This is a genomic window from Sphingobacterium sp. JUb56, from assembly GCF_014191365.1.
Classification (GTDB): domain Bacteria; phylum Bacteroidota; class Bacteroidia; order Sphingobacteriales; family Sphingobacteriaceae; genus Sphingobacterium; species Sphingobacterium anhuiense.
The window spans coordinates 1,184,330-1,205,256 of the sequence record NZ_JACHWL010000001.1 but is presented as its reverse complement, the minus strand read 5'-3'; the positions used below and the strand labels follow the sequence as shown (position 1 = coordinate 1,205,256).

At 39.3% G+C, this 20,927-nt stretch carries 22 protein-coding genes; 10 read left to right on the top strand and 12 right to left on the bottom strand.

The features are described from left to right. Positions 1-89: 89 nt before the first annotated feature. Entirely contained in the window at positions 90-593 is a 504-nt protein-coding gene (locus FHR29_RS04805) for a DinB family protein (RefSeq protein WP_183912786.1), read from the top strand. A 163-nt stretch (positions 594-756) separates the two neighbouring features. On the opposite strand, the gene FHR29_RS04800 is transcribed toward FHR29_RS04805, so the two are convergent. The 3 genes from FHR29_RS04800 to FHR29_RS04790 all read right to left on the bottom strand — a co-directional run bounded on the left by FHR29_RS04800 (position 757) and on the right by FHR29_RS04790 (position 3,015). Beyond that, positions 757-1,329 carry a hypothetical protein gene (locus FHR29_RS04800; RefSeq protein WP_183912784.1) on the bottom strand — a complete coding sequence of 191 codons (573 nt, stop codon included), beginning with the start codon at positions 1,327-1,329 and terminating at the stop codon, positions 757-759. Positions 1,330-1,397: 68 nt separating this feature from the next. Then, positions 1,398-2,396 carry an LLM class oxidoreductase gene (locus FHR29_RS04795; protein ID WP_183912782.1) on the bottom strand — a complete coding sequence of 333 codons (999 nt, stop codon included), beginning with the start codon at positions 2,394-2,396 and terminating at the stop codon, positions 1,398-1,400. Between the two features lie 319 nt (positions 2,397-2,715). Continuing rightward, positions 2,716-3,015 (bottom strand): helix-turn-helix transcriptional regulator, encoded by a 300-nt coding sequence (locus FHR29_RS04790; protein ID WP_132768533.1) that lies wholly within the window; start codon positions 3,013-3,015, stop codon positions 2,716-2,718. A 175-nt stretch (positions 3,016-3,190) separates the two neighbouring features. Here FHR29_RS04790 and FHR29_RS04785 point away from each other — a divergent pair, with 175 nt between their 5' ends. From FHR29_RS04785 to FHR29_RS04775, 3 genes are read left to right on the top strand one after another with little or no spacing between them, the layout of a single operon-like run. Continuing rightward, complete coding sequence (locus tag FHR29_RS04785) at positions 3,191-4,606, top strand: aldehyde dehydrogenase family protein (protein ID WP_183912780.1); 1,416 nt, start codon at positions 3,191-3,193, stop codon at positions 4,604-4,606. Between the two features lie 42 nt (positions 4,607-4,648). Next, positions 4,649-5,500, top strand: a complete 852-nt coding sequence (locus FHR29_RS04780; RefSeq protein WP_183912778.1) for an AraC family transcriptional regulator — start codon at positions 4,649-4,651, stop codon at positions 5,498-5,500. Between the two features lie 28 nt (positions 5,501-5,528). Next, on the top strand, positions 5,529-6,647 hold the full coding sequence (locus FHR29_RS04775; RefSeq protein ID WP_260291885.1) for an MBL fold metallo-hydrolase: 1,119 nt from the start codon (positions 5,529-5,531) through the stop codon (positions 6,645-6,647). A 106-nt stretch (positions 6,648-6,753) separates the two neighbouring features. Here FHR29_RS04775 and FHR29_RS04770 read toward each other — a convergent pair whose 3' ends face one another. Beyond that, on the bottom strand, positions 6,754-7,140 hold the full coding sequence (locus FHR29_RS04770; RefSeq protein WP_132845544.1) for a VOC family protein: 387 nt from the start codon (positions 7,138-7,140) through the stop codon (positions 6,754-6,756). Positions 7,141-7,292: 152 nt separating this feature from the next. Between FHR29_RS04770 and FHR29_RS04765 the strand changes: the two genes are divergently transcribed. After that, positions 7,293-8,189, top strand: a complete 897-nt coding sequence (locus FHR29_RS04765; RefSeq protein ID WP_183912776.1) for an AraC family transcriptional regulator — start codon at positions 7,293-7,295, stop codon at positions 8,187-8,189. A gap of 90 nt (positions 8,190-8,279) precedes the next feature. Next, positions 8,280-9,281, top strand: a complete 1,002-nt coding sequence (locus FHR29_RS04760; RefSeq protein ID WP_183912774.1) for an aldo/keto reductase — start codon at positions 8,280-8,282, stop codon at positions 9,279-9,281. Between the two features lie 144 nt (positions 9,282-9,425). Here the strand turns inward: FHR29_RS04760 and FHR29_RS04755 are convergent, their stop codons facing one another. Continuing rightward, on the bottom strand, positions 9,426-10,154 hold the full coding sequence (locus FHR29_RS04755) for a DUF4184 family protein (protein WP_183912772.1): 729 nt from the start codon (positions 10,152-10,154) through the stop codon (positions 9,426-9,428). 337 nt (positions 10,155-10,491) lie between these two features. On the opposite strand from FHR29_RS04755, the gene FHR29_RS04750 reads away from it, so the two are divergent. Continuing rightward, positions 10,492-12,318 carry a right-handed parallel beta-helix repeat-containing protein gene (locus tag FHR29_RS04750; RefSeq protein ID WP_221197801.1) on the top strand — a complete coding sequence of 609 codons (1,827 nt, stop codon included), beginning with the start codon at positions 10,492-10,494 and terminating at the stop codon, positions 12,316-12,318. Positions 12,319-12,493: 175 nt separating this feature from the next. On the opposite strand, the gene FHR29_RS04745 is transcribed toward FHR29_RS04750, so the two are convergent. The 6 genes from FHR29_RS04745 to FHR29_RS04720 all read right to left on the bottom strand — a co-directional run bounded on the left by FHR29_RS04745 (position 12,494) and on the right by FHR29_RS04720 (position 18,491). Next, positions 12,494-13,084: a hypothetical protein gene (locus FHR29_RS04745; RefSeq protein ID WP_183912770.1), complete on the bottom strand. Its 591-nt coding sequence runs from the start codon at positions 13,082-13,084 to the stop codon at positions 12,494-12,496. A gap of 56 nt (positions 13,085-13,140) precedes the next feature. Beyond that, entirely contained in the window at positions 13,141-14,427 is a 1,287-nt protein-coding gene (locus FHR29_RS26430; protein WP_221197800.1) for a DUF4375 domain-containing protein, read from the bottom strand. A 38-nt stretch (positions 14,428-14,465) separates the two neighbouring features. Next, positions 14,466-15,770: a DUF2931 family protein gene (locus FHR29_RS04735; RefSeq protein WP_183912768.1), complete on the bottom strand. Its 1,305-nt coding sequence runs from the start codon at positions 15,768-15,770 to the stop codon at positions 14,466-14,468. A gap of 220 nt (positions 15,771-15,990) precedes the next feature. Continuing rightward, positions 15,991-16,938, bottom strand: coding sequence for a nitrilase family protein (locus FHR29_RS04730; RefSeq protein WP_183912766.1), 948 nt, complete (start codon positions 16,936-16,938; stop codon positions 15,991-15,993). Positions 16,939-17,023: 85 nt separating this feature from the next. Then, the gene (locus FHR29_RS04725; RefSeq protein WP_183912764.1) at positions 17,024-17,830 is read right to left on the bottom strand and encodes a helix-turn-helix transcriptional regulator; all 807 of its coding nucleotides are present in this window, start codon (positions 17,828-17,830) and stop codon (positions 17,024-17,026) included. Positions 17,831-17,864: 34 nt separating this feature from the next. Beyond that, positions 17,865-18,491: a hypothetical protein gene (locus FHR29_RS04720; protein WP_183912762.1), complete on the bottom strand. Its 627-nt coding sequence runs from the start codon at positions 18,489-18,491 to the stop codon at positions 17,865-17,867. A 160-nt stretch (positions 18,492-18,651) separates the two neighbouring features. Between FHR29_RS04720 and FHR29_RS04715 the strand changes: the two genes are divergently transcribed. After that, positions 18,652-19,221: a hypothetical protein gene (locus tag FHR29_RS04715; protein WP_183912760.1), complete on the top strand. Its 570-nt coding sequence runs from the start codon at positions 18,652-18,654 to the stop codon at positions 19,219-19,221. A gap of 57 nt (positions 19,222-19,278) precedes the next feature. Here the strand turns inward: FHR29_RS04715 and FHR29_RS04710 are convergent, their stop codons facing one another. Beyond that, positions 19,279-19,803 carry a biopolymer transporter ExbD gene (locus FHR29_RS04710; RefSeq protein ID WP_021191605.1) on the bottom strand — a complete coding sequence of 175 codons (525 nt, stop codon included), beginning with the start codon at positions 19,801-19,803 and terminating at the stop codon, positions 19,279-19,281. Between the two features lie 377 nt (positions 19,804-20,180). On the opposite strand from FHR29_RS04710, the gene FHR29_RS04705 reads away from it, so the two are divergent. Next, a complete protein-coding gene (locus FHR29_RS04705; protein WP_183912758.1) occupies positions 20,181-20,429 on the top strand; it encodes a hypothetical protein in 249 nt (82 codons plus the stop codon). Continuing rightward, entirely contained in the window at positions 20,426-20,923 is a 498-nt protein-coding gene (locus tag FHR29_RS04700; RefSeq protein ID WP_183912756.1) for an RNA polymerase sigma factor, read from the top strand. The genes FHR29_RS04705 and FHR29_RS04700 overlap by 4 nt, the downstream gene beginning before the upstream one ends. The last annotated feature ends 4 nt before the right edge of the window (positions 20,924-20,927 follow it).

Below are 20,927 nucleotides of genomic sequence, written 5' to 3'. Positions count from 1 at the left end.
TATTTACCCCAGAAAAACCTGCTAAACACCAAACATATTCACGTACGCATCTGTTTTATACCCGATATAAAAACATTAAACCCAAAGACATGATCATTCAATATTTGACAACCGAATTCGAACAAGAGGTCAACAACACCCGTAAATTACTGCAGGCAGTACCTGAAAAAGACATACACTACAAGCCAGCAGCTATTTCCTGGACAATGGGAGAACTGGCACAACATATCGCAACCATTTATTATTGGTACGTAGGCACATTTACAGATGATGTATATGATATGGCCACCGATCATCTTGAGCGCGGTGCACCTGATGATATCAAAGCCACGCTCGAACTTTTTGAAAAAAATGTAGCACGAGCCAGAACCGCTCTATCAACACTTACAGAAGAAAAACTACGCGATCACTGGACAATGAAAGCAGGTGAACGCATACTCTTAGGCCCAATGGAAAGAGGCATTGTGGCACGAGGATTCCTTTTTAATCATATTTATCATCATCGCGGAGAATTGATTGTCTACCTAAGAGCAACCGGAAATAAAGTGCCTGGACTGTATGGTCCTACTTACGAAGACAGCAAAAAGATGTAAACGCAAGTCATGCCACAGTAGAGCGAAATTTTTCATGCAGATCAGTTACAAAACTAAAATGACAGAACAAATTAATCCCATACCAGACATACCCAATGATAGATCTGCTATGGGATTAATATTAACTGTTCATTTAAGACAAAACGTGACACGAAATTTCATCCTATTCGTCGCTTAGTTTAAAACCTTTTACAATTTTCTGACCAGGCATATGAAACTCCAAAACCAGGCTATCTGGCGTATCCTTTAGGACATCCAGGCCGATCACACTTTCATATCCCACCTTAAGATTATCATTTTTCAGGAAATCGGCATCGGTAAACAAAATCACCTTCTCAACAATTCCTTTATTTTCAATAATCTGTAACCGCGGACGAGCCATCACACTTTGAATAAGCTGTACTCTATATTTCCCGGTATCTGGTGTATAGTACGATCGTCTTTCCATGCCCGTACTTGAAAATAGAATACCAAAAAAAGGCAACATCATCGCGGCTATGCTAAACAATAGCCCCAATACTAATACGATACAGTATATTTTCGTATAAATACTTTTCCAGAAAATAATTAGAAATGGAAGCGTCGTGAGTAACCATATCCAAAAGACCAAGCGGTCACTCCAATACCCCGCCAAACTGATCTGCCACGTCAGTATAAGTGTAATATCGACCAACATGATCAGTGAGATCAACATATAAGCGATATAAAACTTTTTTCTACCTGTCACTTTTTGCATAACTCCATTAGATAATTTAACGACAACTTCATTAACGGCTAAAATAGAATTATTCTCCTGAAATTAAACTATGGGATCATATTTATATGACTCGCCTTCACTAAGGAAGGAAAATACGGCAACACTTCCGCTCCCAGCTCATCAATAACATCGGCAATAGGTCTCTTACTGAATTGAATCCCTAAGGCTGCATGATTGACACCCGCTTCTTGCCATTCATGTAACAGTTCCAATAAACCATTCCTTCCTGTTTTAAGCACAAATCCACCCTGCAATGGCGTTCGAGGAAAATTGGGATCTTCCGTTAGTTCAATCCATTCATTGGTCATATGAGGCTTAAAAATCTGATCGGGAATTAAGTCACGCCAAGCTTTTATCTTTTCTCCCAACGGCCTAACATGTAATTTCGACGTTGTTGCTCCCGGATAAGTAATCCAGCCATCCCCATGTTCAGCAATCCAGGAAAGAGGCTGTTGACTGCCACCGGTTATTAAACTCGGAATATATTCTTGAACGGGTTTAGGGATAAGATCCAATCCGTCAATGTGGGTCAGCTCAGACTTAATTTTTGGATAATGTTCCTTATTTAAGCGTCGAAAATCCTGTAAAACCTGTCTAAAACGTTCACCTCGATGCTCAAAATCTAATCCAAATGCAGGAAATTCAATCGATCTATCCCCCGATCCTACTCCTAGCAATAATCTGTTATTGGATAGCTGATCTAAAGATGCGGCTGTCTTTGCTAAAGAAATCGGGTGCCAGAAAGGTAAAACAATACTTCCTGTTCCTAATGCAACCCTGCTTGTCTGTCCGGCGATAAAAGATAAATAACTAAAAGCATCATACACTTGACCAGCATCACCAAAACTCGGATCAAACATCGGAATATCACGAACCCATATCGACGCAAAATCTAAGCGATCGATCTGTTTTATATATGCCATATGCTCCTCAACTAGGGGAAGCTTTCCGGTATATACTTCTAAGGGAAGAAATAGGCCAATAGTCAACACATCTGGAGCAAATACACGGTTAAATGCATAGTGGTTTTCAAAGTTTCTTATCATGTTCTAAAATTTTAATGTAAAGCATTATACTATTTCGATATATCTAGATTTATAGATATATCGGATTAAAAAAAGGAAGGCTTCTTACCTTCTGAAATGAATTATCAAATAAAATGAGTGGTATGTACAGATCTAAATCAGGTCAATAGCTTATTTAAAGATTGTGTTCAGATCCGGATTTCCTTACAGCACCGTAACTGCATTAAAAACTGATCCCTAAAATCAACAAAATATTTCGACATATCTAGATTTATAGATATACTTGAGTAAAAAAAATGAAGATATTTATATCTCCATCCATCAAATAAATAATGAGTAACTACAGCGTATTCTTGATATAAGAAGCCAATTCCTGAAGTTTTTCCTCATTTCTCTTATAATAAGTCCACTGTCCCTCCCGCACAGATTTCAACAAACCACAATTCACCATCGATGTCAAATAAGATGATATCGTTGATTGGGACAAACCTGCCTTCTTTTGGATGACGCTCATACAAACACCATAATCCGTTACCTCCGGTTCAATATCTTCGGCGATAAAATTAGCATGCGGATTCTTCAACCACTGCAATATCTGTAACCGATGTTCATTTGCTAAAATCTTAAAAATATCAACCATATCTACATATCTAATAATCTCGAAACAAACATAACAATTAAGCGCTCCATATTTGTTGTCTTTATGTCATTTTGATATATTTATTAATGAGCTTTTCAACAAAGCAACATTGAGCTTTTGAGCAAAACAGCCTCTTTATAATCCCGCTACCTTTGAATAAACAAATCAGCAGAACATGAAAAAGATAAATCAGATTTATGTAAACGGTGCCTTTATCACACCACATGGGACAGAAACTTTTGATCTCATCAGCCCCACTACTAATGAAAAATTGGGTGAAGTTACCCTTGGGGACGAAATGGATACCCATATTGCGGTCCAGGCCGCAAAAGAAGCATTCAAAACATTCTCTAAAACAAGTAAAGAAGAACGTATTGCTTACCTGGAAAAACTACATCGTGCTGTCAGTAAGCGCGAAGAAGAACTGATTGCTATTATGGTCGAAGAATATGGCGGAACTTACCAATTTTGCCAAACCAGTGTGCAGATTGCGATCGCGTCATTCCCAACAATGATCGAAACACTTCAAAACTATGACTTTGAAAAAACTGTTGGACAATCACAAGTCCGTATGGAGTCATTAGGGGTTGTCGGCATCATCACCCCCTGGAACGCCAGCAATGGTTTTATCTGCAGTAAGCTTGCCACAGCTATTGCTGCCGGATGTACCGTCGTCATCAAGCCTAGCGAAATGAGTGCCCAACAGACACAGCTTATTGCCACATGTTTCCATGAGGCGGGTTTACCTAAAGGCTTATTCAATATCGTAAATGGTCTAGGAAATGTTGTAGGCGCCGCAATAACCAATCACCCTGATATTGCCAAAATATCCTTCACCGGTTCAACTGCGGTTGGCAAAACAATTGCTAAAGGCGCAGTAGATACGATGAAACGTGTCACTTTGGAGCTTGGTGGCAAATCCCCGAATATTATTTTAGAAGATGCCGATTTAGAAACCGTTATCCCCATGGCTATCTATGGCGCTTATATGAATAGTGGCCAAGCCTGTATTGCTCCTACCCGACTGCTAGTCCCTGCGAGCAAACTAGATCAGATCAATGCTTTAGCACAAGCCACCATCACACATGTAAAAGTCGGTAATCCTGCAGATCCAGATACCCATGTAGGACCTATGGTAAGCCATAAGCAATATGAAAGAGTTCAACAGTTCATTCAGATCGGACTTGATGAAGGAGCAACGTTACTAACAGGAGGTCTGGGTAAGCCAGCAGGTTTGGAAAAAGGTAACTTTGTTCAAGCCACCATCTTTACAAACGTTCATAATGATATGCGTATCGCACAAGAAGAAATATTTGGTCCTGTCCTCTCCATCATTCCGTACCAGAGTGACGAAGACGCTATTTCCATTGCAAATGACACCACTTACGGTCTAGCGGCATATATCAGCTCACCAGATCTTGCACGTGCCAATCGCATAGCATCACAGATTGATGCAGGAAGAATCTGTATCAATGGCTTTAAACACGACCCACAGGCTCCTTTCGGAGGATTCAAACAGTCAGGTATCGGCCGAGAGTTCGGAACTTATGGATTAGACGCATATTTAGAACCTAAAGCAATTTTAAGCTAAATAGCTAAAATTCAACATCCTTATCTTAAATTTGCATCAGAGATGGAAACAAAAAAAGACAACATTCAGGCATCGGGCATTGCTTATTCGTGTTACGCGACAAAAAGCAGAGAAGGAGAACACTTCGTCCAAGAATGCACCTTCACCTATCAGATAGCTGGTTCCCTGGTGCTGAATGATGGAAATCAAACCTACATTTCCAATGCGGGAGCATTTCGTCTGGTAAGGAGAAATCAATTGTTAAAATTTATAAAGGAACCGCCTGAAAATGGCGAGTTCCGATCTTTGACTATTTTTCTTAACCAGCAGACATTAAAAGATTTCAGTCTCGAATACGGCATTAATGCGGAACAAAAACAATATGATCAACCTGTCTTGGATATTGAAGATCATGTACTGTTGCATAGCTATTTTCAATCTTTGATGACGTATCACCAGACCCACAGTTTTGACAATCCCAAACTCGTTCAGATTAAAATGAAAGAAGCGATATTACTCCTCCTACAGATCAATCCTGAACTCAAAAATGTATTGTTTGATTTTACCGAACCGCATAAAATAGACTTAGAAAGCTTTATGAACAAAAATTACCACTTTAATGTTCATTTAGAACGATTTGCCTATTTAACAGGTAGAAGTCTGGCAACCTTTAAAAGAGATTTTGAAAAAACATTCAATACCACACCTGGACGCTGGCTGCTGCACAAAAGACTACAAGAAGCATATTACCTCTTAAAAGAAAAAGGTAAGGCAGCCTCAGACATTTATTTGGAATTGGGATTCGAAGACCTTTCCCATTTTTCATTTGCCTTTAAAAAAGCATTTGGCGAGGCTCCTTCAAAAATCATGAACCGATATAGCCCGGTCAATACCGCTTCTTTCAACAGCATGTAATTAAGCCTAACCATTCAGCACCCCATACATGAAAATATTTTATAAAACTATGCTCATCATCCTCATCCTTATCATCGTATTCGTTGCGATTATAGTCCTGTACATGCAACAGCCCAAATTTGGTAAAGTACCAAGTGGCGCTCGGCTTGAATTAATTAAGAAATCACCCAATTACAAAGACGGTAAATTTGTTAACTTTAGCCATACCCCTCAAATCGTTGAAGATGCAAGCTATGCGAGCGTACTCTATGATTACTTTTTCAAAAAAATAGACCGGAAGAGTCCACTGGAAAATATACCGACCATAAAAACAGATCTGCAGAACTTGTCCCGCAAGGAAGACGTATTGGTCTGGTTTGGGCACTCCTCTTATTTTATGCAAATAGACGGAAAACGCATGTTGGTCGATCCCGTATTCAGCGGAAGTGTCTCTCCTGTTCCCGGAACCAATAAATCATTTAAAGGAACAGACATTTATACAGTAGAAGACCTACCGGAGATTGACTATTTATTTATTACCCACGATCATTATGATCACCTGGATTATGAAACCATTATCAAATTAAAAACAAAAACCAAGAAAGTAATCTGCGGACTTGGTGTGGGTTCACATCTGGAATACTGGGGTTACAATCCTCAAGATATAATTGAAAAAGATTGGCATGACAGCATTTCACTCGACAGTGGATTTACCGTATACACAACTCCTGCAAGACATTTTTCAGGTCGGTCTCTTCAAAGCAGCAAGACACTATGGATGTCCTATGTAGTACAGACGCCAACGATGAAAATCTTTATCGGCGGAGACAGTGGCTATGACACCCATTATGCGGCTATTGGTGAAAAATTTGGTCCTATTGATCTAGCTATTCTAGATAATGGGCAATTTGACAGCACTTGGCGTTATATCCACCATCTCCCTGAAGAAGTATTAAAAGCAGCAAAGGATCTGAAAACGAAGCGTCTATTCCCGGTGCATAACTCCAAGTTTGATATCGCCAATCATTCTTGGGATACGCCATTAATTCAGATTACCGAATTAAATAAAGAAGCGCATATTCCATTGATAACACCTATGATCGGGGAAGAGGTATTGCTAAAAGACGATCAACAGCAATTTAAACAATGGTGGGTAGGCAGAAAATAACGCACTAAAAATAATAAGTAGCATCGGACTGTAAAGAAAATAAATTATTTATAGTCCGATACAACAATCATAATTTCAAATAAATGCTATCGAAATTCATGTTTCTTTACATATGAAAAACATTAAACCGATGGCCATCGGGGTCCGCAAATACAAAACCATAATATCCCTTTCCAAAAGCTGCAGGCTTAGAAATCAATGTTCCACCAGCATCTTCCACCTCAGTAGCCCAACGATCCGCCTCTTCTGTACTTGATGCGGCAAGCGTAAAAATGATTTCATTAGATTTGGATGTATCTGCCATAGCCCCTAACATCGCCTCGCGAAGGATATGCTTTAAGAAAAAATGGATTACAAAATGATCTTCTCCAAACAGAAAACTTGTCAGATCTGCTGATCGCCCATTGGATTGAAAACCCAACGCAGTATAAAATTTTGTTGTCCGGTCTAAATCGGTCACTGCCAAATTAGACCATATCTTTTTTGGATTCATACGCTACTATCTTTTATATCTATTATAAAATTAAGCAAATCAAATTCTATTCTACTTCTCATAGGACAAGTAAATCACATCACCTCCTTAAACCTTTCATATCCGCACAAAAGGATGACACTTAATTTGTTTGAATTTTATACATTTACACCATGAAACAAGCAGAAAGTGTCAATGATTTTTACAGCCGCTTGCCAAGTCATGCACCCACTCATGTGCCATTGGACAATGCAGGCATCGGTCATATCAATGTTTTCAGTCGAGAGACCTGCGCAGTTGTAAGTCCCTATAGCAGACGTGATTTTTATAAAGTTTCCCTGATCATTGGCAAAGGAAAGATTTATTATGCCGATAAATGGATCCAGATTGATCGACCAGCACTGCTTTTTTCGAATCCCATTGTCCCCTATTCTTGGAAAGCTGAATCCGAACAACAGTCCGGTTGGTACTGCCTCTTCACAGAAGATTTCATTCAACATAGTGAACGCACAAGTCAGTTACACGACACGCCCTTATTTCAGATCGGATCTAATCCCATTTTCTTCCCAAACGAAGCCCAATTAGCGGAGTTGTCCTTTATTTTCCAGAAAATGCAGGCCGAGATGTCTTCCACCTACGCTCACAAATACGATGTATTGCGCAGTTATCTGCACTTGATCATTCATGAGGCTATGAAAAACAATCCGACCACCAACTTTCATAAGTATGTGAATGCTACTTCTAGAATATCCGCCTTATTTCTCGAACTACTGGAAAGACAATTTCCGATAGATTCACCAGCACTCGTACTCAAATTGAAGAACCCTGCAGATTATGCCACTGCACTATCCCTGCACATCAATCATCTTAACCGCTCGGTCAAAGAAATAACGGGTAAAACCACTACAGCACATATCGCCGCACGCATCATCAAAGAAGCAAAAGCTTTACTGCAGCATACCGATTGGAATATTTCCGACATCGCCTACAGTTTAGGTTTCGAATACCCCTCTTACTTTACACTATACTTTAAAAAACACACCGGCATGGCACCCACACAGCTGCGGTAGATTGTTTGATTATTATAACAATCTGTTTGATCGTTATAAGTCAGTTTTTGAGACCGTGCACTACATTTGTATAAACAAAATGAGAACATCATGAAATACAGAAAACTCGGCACAACAGACGAACAGCTATCCGCATTAGGATTGGGTTGCATGGGTATGAGCTTTGCTTATGGACCTACGGACGATAAAGAGAGCTTAGCCACATTAGAAAAATCCCTTGACCTGGGCATCAATTTCTGGGATACCGCCGACATGTACGCAAATGGAGCAAATGAAGAACTGATCGCTAAAATTTTAGTCCCCAATCGGGAAAAGATCTTTATTGCTACTAAATTTGGATTTCGCTTTAAAGATGGGATTGCAGGACCAAGCAATGCCGCAGGAACATATTTTGACGCTTCGCCCGCATGGATGAAAATTGCCGTTGAACAAAGTCTCAAGCGACTTAAAATTGATACCATTGATCTGTATTATGCACATCGTGTCGATGCCAATATCCCTATTGAAGAAACTGTCGGTGCAATGGCCGATCTCGTTAAAGAAGGAAAAATACGATACCTTGGACTGAGTGAAGCTTCGCCGGCATCATTAAGAAAAGCACATGCAGTACATCCCATTTCTGCACTCCAAAGCGAATACTCCCTGCTAACCAGAGATGTAGAAAGCGAGATTTTGCAGACAACACGTGAACTTGGGATTTCACTTGTGCCCTATTCACCTCTAGCTCGTGGTTTAGTAACCAATACGCTCCAGATGGATACCCTTGCAGCCGATGATTTTCGAAAATCTTTACCACGCTATCAAGAGGAAAACATCGTCAATAACAATAAACTGGTGGTCGGATTTGCGGCCTTAGCCAATCATATAAATTGTACACCAGCACAACTTGCTTTAGCATGGGTCTTAGCACAGGGAGAAGACATTATCCCGATTCCCGGAACTAAAAAAAGAAAGTACCTGGAAGAAAATGTAGGTGCAATTGATGTTCAACTAACACCTGAACATTTAACAGAAATTAATTCCCTGATCCAAAGATACCCCATCTTGGGAGAACGTTACAACGAAGGGTCTATGAAACTCGTGAATCAATAATGGAGAAAAAATCGAAGCAGGCCAAAAATAAAGTCCTGGTAACGAGCATCTATTTTAAATAAGGAATTCATCTATAGAAAAACAGAAAAAGCAACACCATGGTGTTGCTTTTTCTGTTTTCAGATCAACGATACCAATCCAATATTAATCACTTTTTGTCTCAATAACCAGAGGAACAATAATAAAGGCAATAAGTCCGGCAGCTATTGCACTGACGATTACATTGCCAAATTGCTGAAACTGAAGTCCTGATAAAAATCTCAAAGCAACAATAAACAACATCAGCCCCAACAGCAGTAACCAGTACATTAAACGAGCAGAAGTTAAATTTTCCTTTTGAACAGGTAGTTTATAAATAGCAAAAGCAATAACGATCGCACCAATAAAACTAGAAACATGTTGCAATATCTTTACAATAGGCACTTGTATACCCAGAAGATTAATCGAAGTTGCCAGCTCAGAAAATCGCCGAACAAAATAACCATCATCGTGTGTAAAACTGTCCCATAACACATGTGATAGCGCACCGATAAGCACTGAAATAATAACGATTGTCCAATTCTTTCTAAAATAACGATTCCAGTCAAACTGTTTAAATACAAAACACCTTGATTTGAGGATGATAGGCATATTATCAACTAAGCTATTACGAACTATATTGTGAAAAATAAAAGCAAGTACTAGTCCTAATGGTAGATCAAACCATAATAGACCTGCGATTGTATGACTATAATCGCTCCTAATCTTCATTCTCAAAAAGTATTCAAAATCAGGCGTCAAACTGCCGATAACAAGTCCCGTCAAAGAAAACCAATGTCTTGGTAAATATGTCAATGGCAATACCAATGCAGGATGAGAAAATGTAAAAGGCATCTATTCTTTAGTTTTTTGTCAAATTACAAAATATACCCCAAATCAAAAAAGTTATATTCATCCTCTTGATGAAGGACTCAAAAATATCCGCAATGACAAACGTTTGCATGACCGTTTTACTTCGAAAAAACAGAAATAAGGACAGCTCTGTCGATCAGCTGCATTGCTTTGAGAACACGTATTAATCTGATTACAATGGCCGTAAATGCATTTTTAAACCAATATCCACTTTGAAATCCTGATCTATTAAACTATGTTTGTACATAATATATCGGACATAAAGCCCCCAATATAAAACCTTAAATCTTTTAAAAACCGAACTTACTAATTTATTAAAATGACAAATTGGTTCAGAAAAAACATGTCGGTCGTTATGATCGCTTTCATCAGCTTTCAGGCACAGGCAAATTCTACGCCCAAAGTCTACGACTTAACAAAGTATGGCATCAATCCCAATACGGGGAAAAACAGCAGTGCAACCCTCAATCAAGCGATTCAGAAAATAGTTACTGAGGCTGGAAAAGGTAATCCTATAGTAATCAAATTCAAAAAAGGACGTTACGATTTCCATGAAGAAGGAGCACAAAAAAGAACCTATTACATCTCCAACCATGATCAGGACAATCCTAAGACCGTTGGTATTACCTTAGAAAACCTCAGCAACATCACCATAGACGGACAAGGGTCAGACCTGATCTTTCATGGACGTATGTTACCCCTTTCATTGGTTGAAAATCAAAACCTCAGCCTTAAAAATCTGCATATCGACTTCGAGCAACCCCAGATCTGTCAGGTTAAAATCTTAGAAAACGATACCCAAGCAGGTACAATCACGTACCAGACTGCTCCCTGGGTCACTTATACCATCAAAGACAGCACCTTTTACAATACCGGTGAAGGTTGGGAAATGAAACCCACCTCCGGTATCGCTTTTGAAGAAAAAACAAAGCATATCGTGTACAATACCAGTGATATCGCAGTGGGCACAGCACATGTAGCAGAAATATCAAAAGGAATCATCAAAGCCTTCAAGTGGAAGAATTCAAAATTAATACCCGGAACAGTCGTTGCCATGAGAAGCTGGCATAGACCTAATCCCGGTATTTTCGTGCACAAAGGTAAAGACACCAGATTAGAAAATATATCAGTTCACTATTCCGAAGGAATGGGTCTCTTAGCGCAACTGACTGAAAATATTTATTTAGAAAAATTCAATGTCTCATTAAGAGGGAAAAACGATCCCCGTTATTTTACAGCACAGGCAGATGCAACCCATTTCTCAGGCTGTAAAGGTGTGATCATATCCAATAATGGACGATATGAAAACATGATGGACGATGCGATCAATATTCATGGTACCTATCTCAAAATCACACAAAAACTGGACAATAAAACCGTAATTGCAAAATACATGCACGAACAGTCCTATGGTTTTGACTGGGGCTATGCGACCGATTCAGTACAATTTATCCAATCCAAAACAATGGAGCTCTGGGACAATAAAAACAGTATTCAATCCATCGAAGTAATCCGTAGAAAAGATAGCGATCCGATCCAGGATTTCAAAATTGTATTCACAAAACCCTTAGATGATTACATCGATCCAACCAAATTGGACATCGGTATTGAAAACCTGACGTGGACACCAAAAGTAGAGTTTAAAGGCAATACTGTACGAAACAACAGAGCACGGGGTGCACTGTTCAGTACTCCTCAAAAGACCGTAGTGGAAAATAATCTATTTGATCATACCTCAGGAACAGCCATTCTTTTATGTGGCGATAGCAACGGCTGGTACGAAACAGGCACATGCCGTGATATCACGATCAAAAACAATAAGTTTATCAATGCTTTGACCAACATGTTCCAGTTCACCAATGCGGTGATCTCCATCTATCCAGAGATTCCAGACTTAAAAAACCAGCAGAAATACTTCCATAGCGGTATTAAGATCGAAAACAACTATTTTGAAACTTTTGATAAGCCGATTCTATATGCGAAATCTGTAGATGGCATTACTTTCAATAACAATACGATTAAGACAAATAAGGAGTATCCGGCATTTCACTGGAACAAAAAGGAAATTTTGTTTGAGCGCGTTATCAATGCCAATATCAAAAATAATACGATTGATGGTAAACCTTTCGTTTATCCTGCTAATTAATCGCAGCTTATAAAAAGTAAAAAGGCCAATCTCAATACAGGAGATTGGCCTTTTTATTTCTTACCCTATCCCGAATGGATTCGGTCACAGTGATCATTATGAGAACTGCAGATTCAGCTGATCGAGCATCAAAAATAATTCATTTTCTTTCTATGCACATGACATTGGTCAAAAGTTACTCCTGTTGAATCCACTCAAATTTACCGTTATTCATGTAAATGATCCCACCACCACAAGCTTCTGCCTGGTGGATAAAAACACCATCATGCGGTAATTTAATTTTATCCTTTTCATCAACCTCATCTGCTGTCATAATTTCACCTTCATCACTAACATTATTATAATAGATCTCTCCTCTCGGCGCTTTTTCAAAAATACCGACCCAGTCAATATCATCAAATCCCTGACCTAAAATATCCTGTCCCATTCCTAGATAGGTAGTTTTTTTGTTGCCGAAAGACACTTTAAGACCATATTTATTGTTCATCGTATTTTGAACGATATGCACCGTATCCAACCGGCTGTCGCCATCCATATCACAGACAACAACATTGGGATCATGTTTTTTAGAAATCACGATGGTATCAGCCAATACCGTTCTTTTATCTGCCTGCATAACTAGAGAATCACGTATAACGAAAGTGCTGTCTTGATCCGCAGTTCTATTTTGTACGGTATCTGTTGCTCTATTTTGGCAACTGCACACCGTCAACGTTATACCAGATAACAAAACAAACAGTCCCAACCAGTTTATATTTCTCACCATAGCTCCATGATTTCAATTTCTAATAACGATTACGAAGTATAAAATTATCGGATTACTTAGCTGCCACAAGCAATATAATACGTCGGCACACCATCCACTTCAGTAGGTTCTTCGGCAATACCCTCGAAAAATACATGGTCGCCAAGTTCCTTATTTGCCTGTTGATTATGTGCCTTCATCAAAAATTCCAAAGCACTGAAATTCTGACCATTATCTGCTTTAAACTGAGCTACAATCTCGACCTGATATCCTTCATCATCGGCCTCCCCATCAAAAATATCCTCATCCTCCGAAATCAGACGTTCATTCTCCAGCAAGTCCGATGGTTTCATGATCCAGGCTTCATATTGGATCTGCACCGCTGAGGCGTCAAGTACGATCTCATTCGGATTCCATCGCTCGGCCGACCCGAAAATATCTTTTTGGTATTGCATTACCTCCTCATCAAATAGTGCTGCATCTGTGTACGCTTCCGAAGAAAAAGACCAGGCAATCTGATTTAAAGTCGATTTACGTTCCGTATTTCCTTCATTATTATCCATTAAATCAGCGTAAACCGTAAATGTCTTTTCAATAATCTGATCTTTATTATCCCAGTACTGTAGATCCAGGACCTCAGAAATTTCATGCTGTTCAGCATCCGTTAGATAATTCGGAATATCCCACAACTTCTCTATTTCTTTATTATCCTCCAGATGTTCAATAATTTCATATTGCTTTTGTATAACAGCTAATGACTCCGTTGCTTTTAAGCGCATCAATGCCCTTACCGCATGGCCATAACAAGCCGTTCCCCAATTACAGAAAAACTGAAGAAAACCGCCATTATACATATCCATTTCAAGTTTCCAAAGCGCTGCCAATTCCTGTTCGTGCTCCGACAGGGCGTTCCAATCGTTCTCATTATTGCTGAGCTTATCAACAAATTGTGAGGTAAAATCAAACCATTTTTTATCCAGATCAGCACCATCATTTGTTGGAGGTTGCTCCATTTTATTTTTCAGCTCCTGAACACACCATTCCTCAAAATTCTTAGCCGTGCTATCCCCTAACGCGGCACTTTTTTGAAAATAAGGCAATGCCTTTTCATATTCCTTACCATAGTAGTAAGCATAGCCCACCCTAAAATTCCACAAGGGATCTTCCGCTCCTGCCGTACGTTCCGACAGTAAAATGTCAAGCGCTTTTCCGTAATCCGAAATATTATTATAGGCCCGTCCCAGCATGTTTTTCAACGTATAGGTTAATTCCGATGCCGGCAGTTGTTCAAGCGTATCAATAATTTGACGGTGCTTACTTTTCTCATGCCATAGATTGAGCTGTTCAATTAATTTATCGTCCATTTTTTAGTTTTAATCATTACCGTTAATACGATCAAATTTTAGTCCGCTTTTAATTTTAACGGAAGCTCTTCCAAATTATTTTTAGCCGTTATCTTTTCTATTTCACCTTGCTTATTAATTTTACAGGTAACAACTACTGTTATTTTCTGTTTACTCATCGTAAGCTTCTCAAACACACTAAACGTATTTTCCTCATCTAAAACAACATAATCACGCTTTGTTTTACCATCAGGTCCAGTCGAAGTTAAAAATAAAGAAGAAGGTACAGCATGCACTGGAAAATCCTGTTCGGGCAATAGACTGTCGATGATGGTCACCTGCTCACCATTAAAAAATTCAACTTCCACCTCCGGATTAACCAAATCAGCATCCTTCACAAACTGAAGACGCCACGCATAGGGTGTGCGATATTTTTTACGCCATTTATCGTATGCCTGCGGATTAGCCGCAGTATGTGTCTGCTCAACCCAGTCTTTTGATGCACGAAGTCTTCCCAATTCCTCCTGGATCATCTGACGTTGACCAAGTTCAATCTCCGTACTATCTATTTTTTGTGCCTGATAAAAACTCACTTCGACAGCATTTCCCCAATTTCCGCCAACCCATAACGCTGCATCTCCTCCCGGTGCCAATCCGACAATAATTTCATCATAAGTCCGATGGAATACGCCATTATGATTCTTCGCTTCAAAACCCTTCTTAAACAGGCCACTTATTTTTTCTTTATCCAGGGCCACATTAAGTTTATAATAACAATCTTCCACAACAGAATACCAGGAAAGACGCAAGCTGTCCGGCATCACCAGAGCACCCTGATCCGAACTCATAAAAGTAGACGTACCTATCCCCCAGCGACTATCGTAAAATTTATTGTCAATATCCGGAAAAGCATTATTTCTACTCCACGATTCAATAAAAAAACGACCTTCCACCACACGAACCGGATAGCCTTCAGGATTGGATATTGCAGGTTCCCATTCGTATTTTTCAGAACTGCGCCATTTCCGCTCAACCGTCATTTCAGACCGGGAAACCGTCGTATGCTTAAGAATAAGTACGATATTCGCAATCACGGCAATCAAACAGTAGATACCGATGATCCACATTTGCTTGACGGTCAATTCTTGGCCCTTTGTACCTGTACCACAAATGATCAGCAGCACAATAAAGTGGAGTATAAACTGAGACAGTAGAATCACAACCCCTAACAGGTTGGCAAAACTAGCCCATATACCATGCGTTTCAAATGCAACACCATCTCCCAGAAAGAGATAAAACAAAAAACCAAAGCCCGTAAGTGCACCAGCTATTAGCAGGATTTTATGGAGGTGTATTAAAGTCATGCTGTTCTTATCTTGATGAGCGGTATTGAAAGATTAAAGTCTTAAATATAAATTGGTATTAGCGGCAATAGCCAGTACTCAAATATACACAACTCCTCTTGATTTCAAAATCGCAAAAAACGGTACCCAGGCATATTTTAAACGTCCTGGATACCGTCCCTTAATCAGCCACTCTTAAAAATAGGTGTCACTGACAATTTCTTAATTGCGAAGAGCCCAGCTATTTATCCAGCCACACCACCTTTTGCTCACTCACATGTTCTTTTCCTAAAATATCTCGGTACAGGGCAGGCTTCCTTGCCTTGATATATCGGTATCCGCCCGCTTTCACCAACTTATCGGCAGTTAGTTCCGCTACACAGATTTCATTATCCAATGAACGGCATTCCGCCATGATATCACCATAAGGATCGATAATCATCGCACAGCCATTCTTCAACTGATCGTCATCCATACCGATAGGATTTGAAAAAACAGCATATATGGCATTGTCATAGGCACGTGCAGGTAACCATTTCATCAGCCAGCTGCGGCCTTTCAACCCGTCAAACTCTTCCCGAAGTAACGTAGCATTTTCTTCTTTATTTTCCCATAATTTGGCATCTACAAATCCAGCACCTGGACGTGTTGAAGGTGTACACATGGTTACATGCGGCATAAAGATCACCTGCGCACCAAGTAAAGTCGTCGCCCGAACATTTTCAATTATATTATTATCATAACAGATTAAGACCCCACATTTCCAGCCCTTGATCTCAAAAACGGTATAAGCTGTTCCCGGAGAAAGATGCGGATTGATAAACGGATGCAGCTTTCGGTGTTTCGCGATCAGACCTGTTTCATCAACACAGATATACGCTTTAAAAAGATTACCGGCAATATCTTTTTCAAAAAGGCCGGCCAAGATGGTCATTTTATATTTTTTAGCGATTGCTGTTAATGCGTTTACTGATGGACCATCAGGGATCAGCTCCGCGAGCTCCAGCATGTCCTCACGGGAAAGGTTGCGGGCAAAGGTATAACCGGTAATTGAACATTCATGAAAAGCAACCACATCAGCTCCCTGTTCTGCCGCTTCAGCAGTAAGCTTTTTGATCAGGTCAAGATTATAAGACTTATCTCCACTTCGATTTTCAAACTGTACACTGGCAATTTTTAAGTTTTCCATTGATTTCTAATTTTTTAAAACCATTAATGATTCAAAATTATTGGGATGAACACGCAATAAATTGGAAAAAACCGACAATATCGTTTTACAGCACCTGCATCAGGTTGATCGCAAGAAGATGATCATGATGGCGATACTGCATCGGGGTAACACCTGCCTGACGCTTGAAACAATTATTCAGATGCGCCTGATCATAATAGCCACAGGCATATACAACCTGAGAAAGGTTAACATCCGAAGAAGATTTTTGCAATGATTTGAGAAAATGCTGGAACTTGATGACGTCTATAAATTTCTTAGGAGCGATTCCGACCTGCTCTTTAAACTTGCGCTCCAATTGCCGTTCCGTTACCGGCAGTTTTTGGATCAGGTCAGCAACAGCAATCATTCCGTTTGCTTGATAAATCAAATCTAAAGACCCATGCATAAGACCATCTTGCTTTTGAAACCGATTCACGCGGCATATCAACAGCTTTTCGATCGCTTTTATCGCTTCAGAAGGGCTTTTAGAACTCAATACCTGCTCCTCCATATCACTTCCCTCCTGACCAAAAACAGTACGCAAAGGTGTAATGGTATTGTTCAATTCATAAGCCGATAAGTTCGTCAGCGCATGCAGACCATGTGGATGGAGAACCACAATCAACATATCCAATTTTCCGACCGACTTGATATCATTAAAATGTGTCATCTGTCCATAAAGAAAACTATGCGGCTGTTTACTTCCCGATTCACAAGCATTCACCTGTAAGAAAGGATCTTTAAAGTGGAAGACCAAACCCGGATTGCCATCCGAAAACAAGCGGTAATCGGCATACCCATCATGATCATGCTTGATGATGAGGTAGTGTTTTACAATAGCGGAAAGCATCAATGACGGATACAGCTGCATAATCTCAATAGATAATTTAACAAAGGTAATCCATTTATTCTGATGGAAGAAACAGCTTCGGGTCAAAACCTTCCAGATAATCAATTTTCCAGATACCGTTAGCTAACACAGCCTTCGCTTTATAATTAAAGCCATCTCCCCACGACCAGTTGAAAGTGGCCAGATTGTTGGCAAAATTTGCATCTTTTAATATGATCTTTTCCCAGAAATTATCTGGATTATCCTGACAGTTGCACCAAGGATTTGCTCCGTTACCAAATGGCGGAAGTTCACCCACATACCATACCCACGATTTGTTTCGGAGTTTCTCGTCGATGATCAAGCCTATATTATCATAATTGGAAATAAACTGATCCGTGAATAGATTTGTTTCTCGCAGTTCGTTGATTCTCTTTTTATGTATTTCCAGATCAAGTCCCGCGTAAACACTATCCGCTTCTTTTAGTAGTAAGGGTTCAAAATCCACATGAGTGCTCTTGGTTTCATTCCATTTATACAGTTCCTTTACCTTATTATGTAAGTCCCCTATCAAGTCGATCACGTTACTTTTCCGGGCTGTTTCCTGTTCTTTTCCTTTTGATGCCCCAGCATTCCCATGATGGTTGCAGGCAGAAAAGAGCACTAATGCAAGTAATACGGTGGTTAATTTCGAATATTTCATGTTAATGATCAACTTCATTAAGGTTTACTATATAACGATCCTTTAAGTTCTTTAGTAGAACATCAAATAGTTAATTGCTGTGCTAAAATTAACATATTTCACTATAAATAACTACCTTCAAGAAAGATTAAATAAAATAGAGCCTGTTAACAATAAAAATATGATGAAACAACTAGCTATACTCCTTATACTAGGATTCAGTATGGGTACAGCCGATGCACAGATTACCAGCATTTCGGTCAATAAAGCAAATTTCGAAAAATCTAGTATTCCCTTCAAAGGAAAAAGAGTGCTACAGGTAGAGCATATCACCACAGCAAATGAAGATAATTTTATTGTATTCTCTAAAGAACAACGGAATGCAGATCCCGATCACCTCTATATCCAGCAGTTTCAAAAAAATAACGACAAATGGACTGTTGTTGCCGAAGACCATGTCTCAGAAAAAGATATCGTCACTTCCGTCTGGGATGCCCGCAAAGCTTTTTTTGATGCCGATAAAGATGGAAAACTAGATGCTATTTTTGTCTATTCACGACATCCAAAAGGTGATATGGACAAACAGCTTAGCTGTATCGCTCTTGTACTCTACAACAAACAGTTTTACAGATTACAGGCAGATCAAGCAGATGGCTACCAAAAGACGACCTATTCGGATAATTACAGTCAGTTGCCTGAAGTGATCAAAACACAAGTAGGACAATTCTGGGAAAAACTAGATAAGGATTAAAAACATAGCGCTACGTCTGTATCGGACGAAGCGCTATGCGGAAATTTCAAAAATAAATTATAGAGAAGCTAAGACCATCTTTTCTTCATCTGCCCCTATTTTACTGATGGTATAGCGTTTAATATCGACATGCTTCATTTCGTCCAGCGCCTGTACCACATCCACCGCCCGTGCTTCCTTACTTGGTTTGATCAATACGATCATGTCCTTGCCATCCGCCTTTGCAGGGATCTCCAATTTCATTCGATCCAATACTTTTCTTATCCCATTCTTACTGAGGTCAGTGAACTCCGGTTTCGAGATCGGATGGTTAAAATCGCCATGATACCACATCAATCCTTTATCGGTTAACAGAAGCGATACCACACGCCTTTCGTCCAATAATATTGGTTCATGCCCAGATTTATCAGGCATTGCGATATCTAGACGATGAGGTTTATTTAATGTTGTCGTCAGCATAAAAAAAGTGATCAATAAGAATGCAAGATCCACCATTGCTGTCAGATCGACTTTAGGAGCCAGTTTTTTACTTCTGATTTTCTTTTTTCCTGCTTCCGGTTGTTTTTGATTTAGCTCTGCCATGATGTTCTAGATTAAATGATAGAATTGGTTAATACTCATCTTTAAGATGCCAGTATCAATCATATTCCATATTATTTTTCAATAAAAAAGATGCATGATCAATGTTCCTCATCCAGTACTCCAAATGTCTTAAGCTTATTTTCATACGTAAATCACAGCATTTCAGCGGGCAATAACATCCTAAAATCAACTAATCCATTCGCTGATCACTACTACCCAAACACCCGATTGGTCACCCTATGAGGCTGCGATTGAAGTGTTTTATACAGAAAACAGTCAAAAACTAGCCGAAAAGAAAAATATTTGCTGTACAACTGTGATTTTTTGACACGCACTGCGAATAATTAAGGAAATAAGTTTAATTAATATTTTTAACAATGGAATTTTCAATAACTGCTGCCACTTTAAATCGTATGCTACCGAAGCGGGTAGCACCTGTTTTCCATCATTGGAAACCGTACTTTCAGGTTACTAACATCCAGCTTTTCTGGTCGAGCATAGCAAAGTTCGTTTTAGCAAACATTTCTGCGCAAAGCCTTATTATGGATAAAGCAAGAGATAAAAACATCAGGTATAACCCAACAACTTTACCTAAAATTAAGAGTTGGCATGCGCACTTATCATGAACAAGCAGGAACAAAAAGAATTCTTTCAGCAAATAATTGAACAGCACAAAGGAATTTTGTTCAAAGTTGCCCGTGTGTATTGCCATGACGAGCATGATAGGGATGATCTGATGCAGGAAATGATGATACAGATCTGGCAATCTGTTCCGAGATATAAAGAGCAGTTTAAAATATCAACCTGGTTATACCGTATCTCACTCAATGTCGCGATTTCCTTTTATCGGAAAAACACAACGAGAGCAAACCGATTCACGGTTCTCAATGAGCAGACATCAGATTTATACAAGGAAGAAAAAGTAGAAACAGAACAGCAGCTGGACTTATTAGAACAGTTTATCAGTGAATTGAGAGAATTGGACAAAGCCCTTATATTGATGTATCTGGAAGACAAAAGCCATCACGAGATGGCAGAGATTTTAGGGCTATCCGTCAGCAACATAGGAACAAAAATTGGACGCATCAAGGATAAATTAAAAACAAAGTTTTCACAATAAAACC

What these genes read in the sequence shown, in the direction of transcription:
- FHR29_RS04805 (WP_183912786.1), top strand. Translation starts at nt 90, where the DNA reads ATGATCATTCAATATTTGACAACCGAATTCGAACAAGAGGTCAACAAC.
- FHR29_RS04800 (WP_183912784.1), bottom strand. Translation starts at nt 1,329, where the DNA reads ATGCAAAAAGTGACAGGTAGAAAAAAGTTTTATATCGCTTATATGTTG.
- FHR29_RS04795 (WP_183912782.1), bottom strand. Translation starts at nt 2,396, where the DNA reads ATGATAAGAAACTTTGAAAACCACTATGCATTTAACCGTGTATTTGCT.
- FHR29_RS04790 (WP_132768533.1), bottom strand. Translation starts at nt 3,015, where the DNA reads ATGGTTGATATTTTTAAGATTTTAGCAAATGAACATCGGTTACAGATA.
- FHR29_RS04785 (WP_183912780.1), top strand. Translation starts at nt 3,191, where the DNA reads ATGAAAAAGATAAATCAGATTTATGTAAACGGTGCCTTTATCACACCA.
- FHR29_RS04780 (WP_183912778.1), top strand. Translation starts at nt 4,649, where the DNA reads ATGGAAACAAAAAAAGACAACATTCAGGCATCGGGCATTGCTTATTCG.
- FHR29_RS04775 (WP_260291885.1), top strand. Translation starts at nt 5,529, where the DNA reads ATGAAAATATTTTATAAAACTATGCTCATCATCCTCATCCTTATCATC.
- FHR29_RS04770 (WP_132845544.1), bottom strand. Translation starts at nt 7,140, where the DNA reads ATGAATCCAAAAAAGATATGGTCTAATTTGGCAGTGACCGATTTAGAC.
- FHR29_RS04765 (WP_183912776.1), top strand. Translation starts at nt 7,293, where the DNA reads ATGAAACAAGCAGAAAGTGTCAATGATTTTTACAGCCGCTTGCCAAGT.
- FHR29_RS04760 (WP_183912774.1), top strand. Translation starts at nt 8,280, where the DNA reads ATGAAATACAGAAAACTCGGCACAACAGACGAACAGCTATCCGCATTA.
- FHR29_RS04755 (WP_183912772.1), bottom strand. Translation starts at nt 10,154, where the DNA reads ATGCCTTTTACATTTTCTCATCCTGCATTGGTATTGCCATTGACATAT.
- FHR29_RS04750 (WP_221197801.1), top strand. Translation starts at nt 10,492, where the DNA reads ATGACAAATTGGTTCAGAAAAAACATGTCGGTCGTTATGATCGCTTTC.
- FHR29_RS04745 (WP_183912770.1), bottom strand. Translation starts at nt 13,084, where the DNA reads ATGGTGAGAAATATAAACTGGTTGGGACTGTTTGTTTTGTTATCTGGT.
- FHR29_RS26430 (WP_221197800.1), bottom strand. Translation starts at nt 14,427, where the DNA reads ATGGACGATAAATTAATTGAACAGCTCAATCTATGGCATGAGAAAAGT.
- FHR29_RS04735 (WP_183912768.1), bottom strand. Translation starts at nt 15,770, where the DNA reads ATGACTTTAATACACCTCCATAAAATCCTGCTAATAGCTGGTGCACTT.
- FHR29_RS04730 (WP_183912766.1), bottom strand. Translation starts at nt 16,938, where the DNA reads ATGGAAAACTTAAAAATTGCCAGTGTACAGTTTGAAAATCGAAGTGGA.
- FHR29_RS04725 (WP_183912764.1), bottom strand. Translation starts at nt 17,830, where the DNA reads ATGCAGCTGTATCCGTCATTGATGCTTTCCGCTATTGTAAAACACTAC.
- FHR29_RS04720 (WP_183912762.1), bottom strand. Translation starts at nt 18,491, where the DNA reads ATGAAATATTCGAAATTAACCACCGTATTACTTGCATTAGTGCTCTTT.
- FHR29_RS04715 (WP_183912760.1), top strand. Translation starts at nt 18,652, where the DNA reads ATGATGAAACAACTAGCTATACTCCTTATACTAGGATTCAGTATGGGT.
- FHR29_RS04710 (WP_021191605.1), bottom strand. Translation starts at nt 19,803, where the DNA reads ATGGCAGAGCTAAATCAAAAACAACCGGAAGCAGGAAAAAAGAAAATC.
- FHR29_RS04705 (WP_183912758.1), top strand. Translation starts at nt 20,181, where the DNA reads ATGGAATTTTCAATAACTGCTGCCACTTTAAATCGTATGCTACCGAAG.
- FHR29_RS04700 (WP_183912756.1), top strand. Translation starts at nt 20,426, where the DNA reads ATGAACAAGCAGGAACAAAAAGAATTCTTTCAGCAAATAATTGAACAG.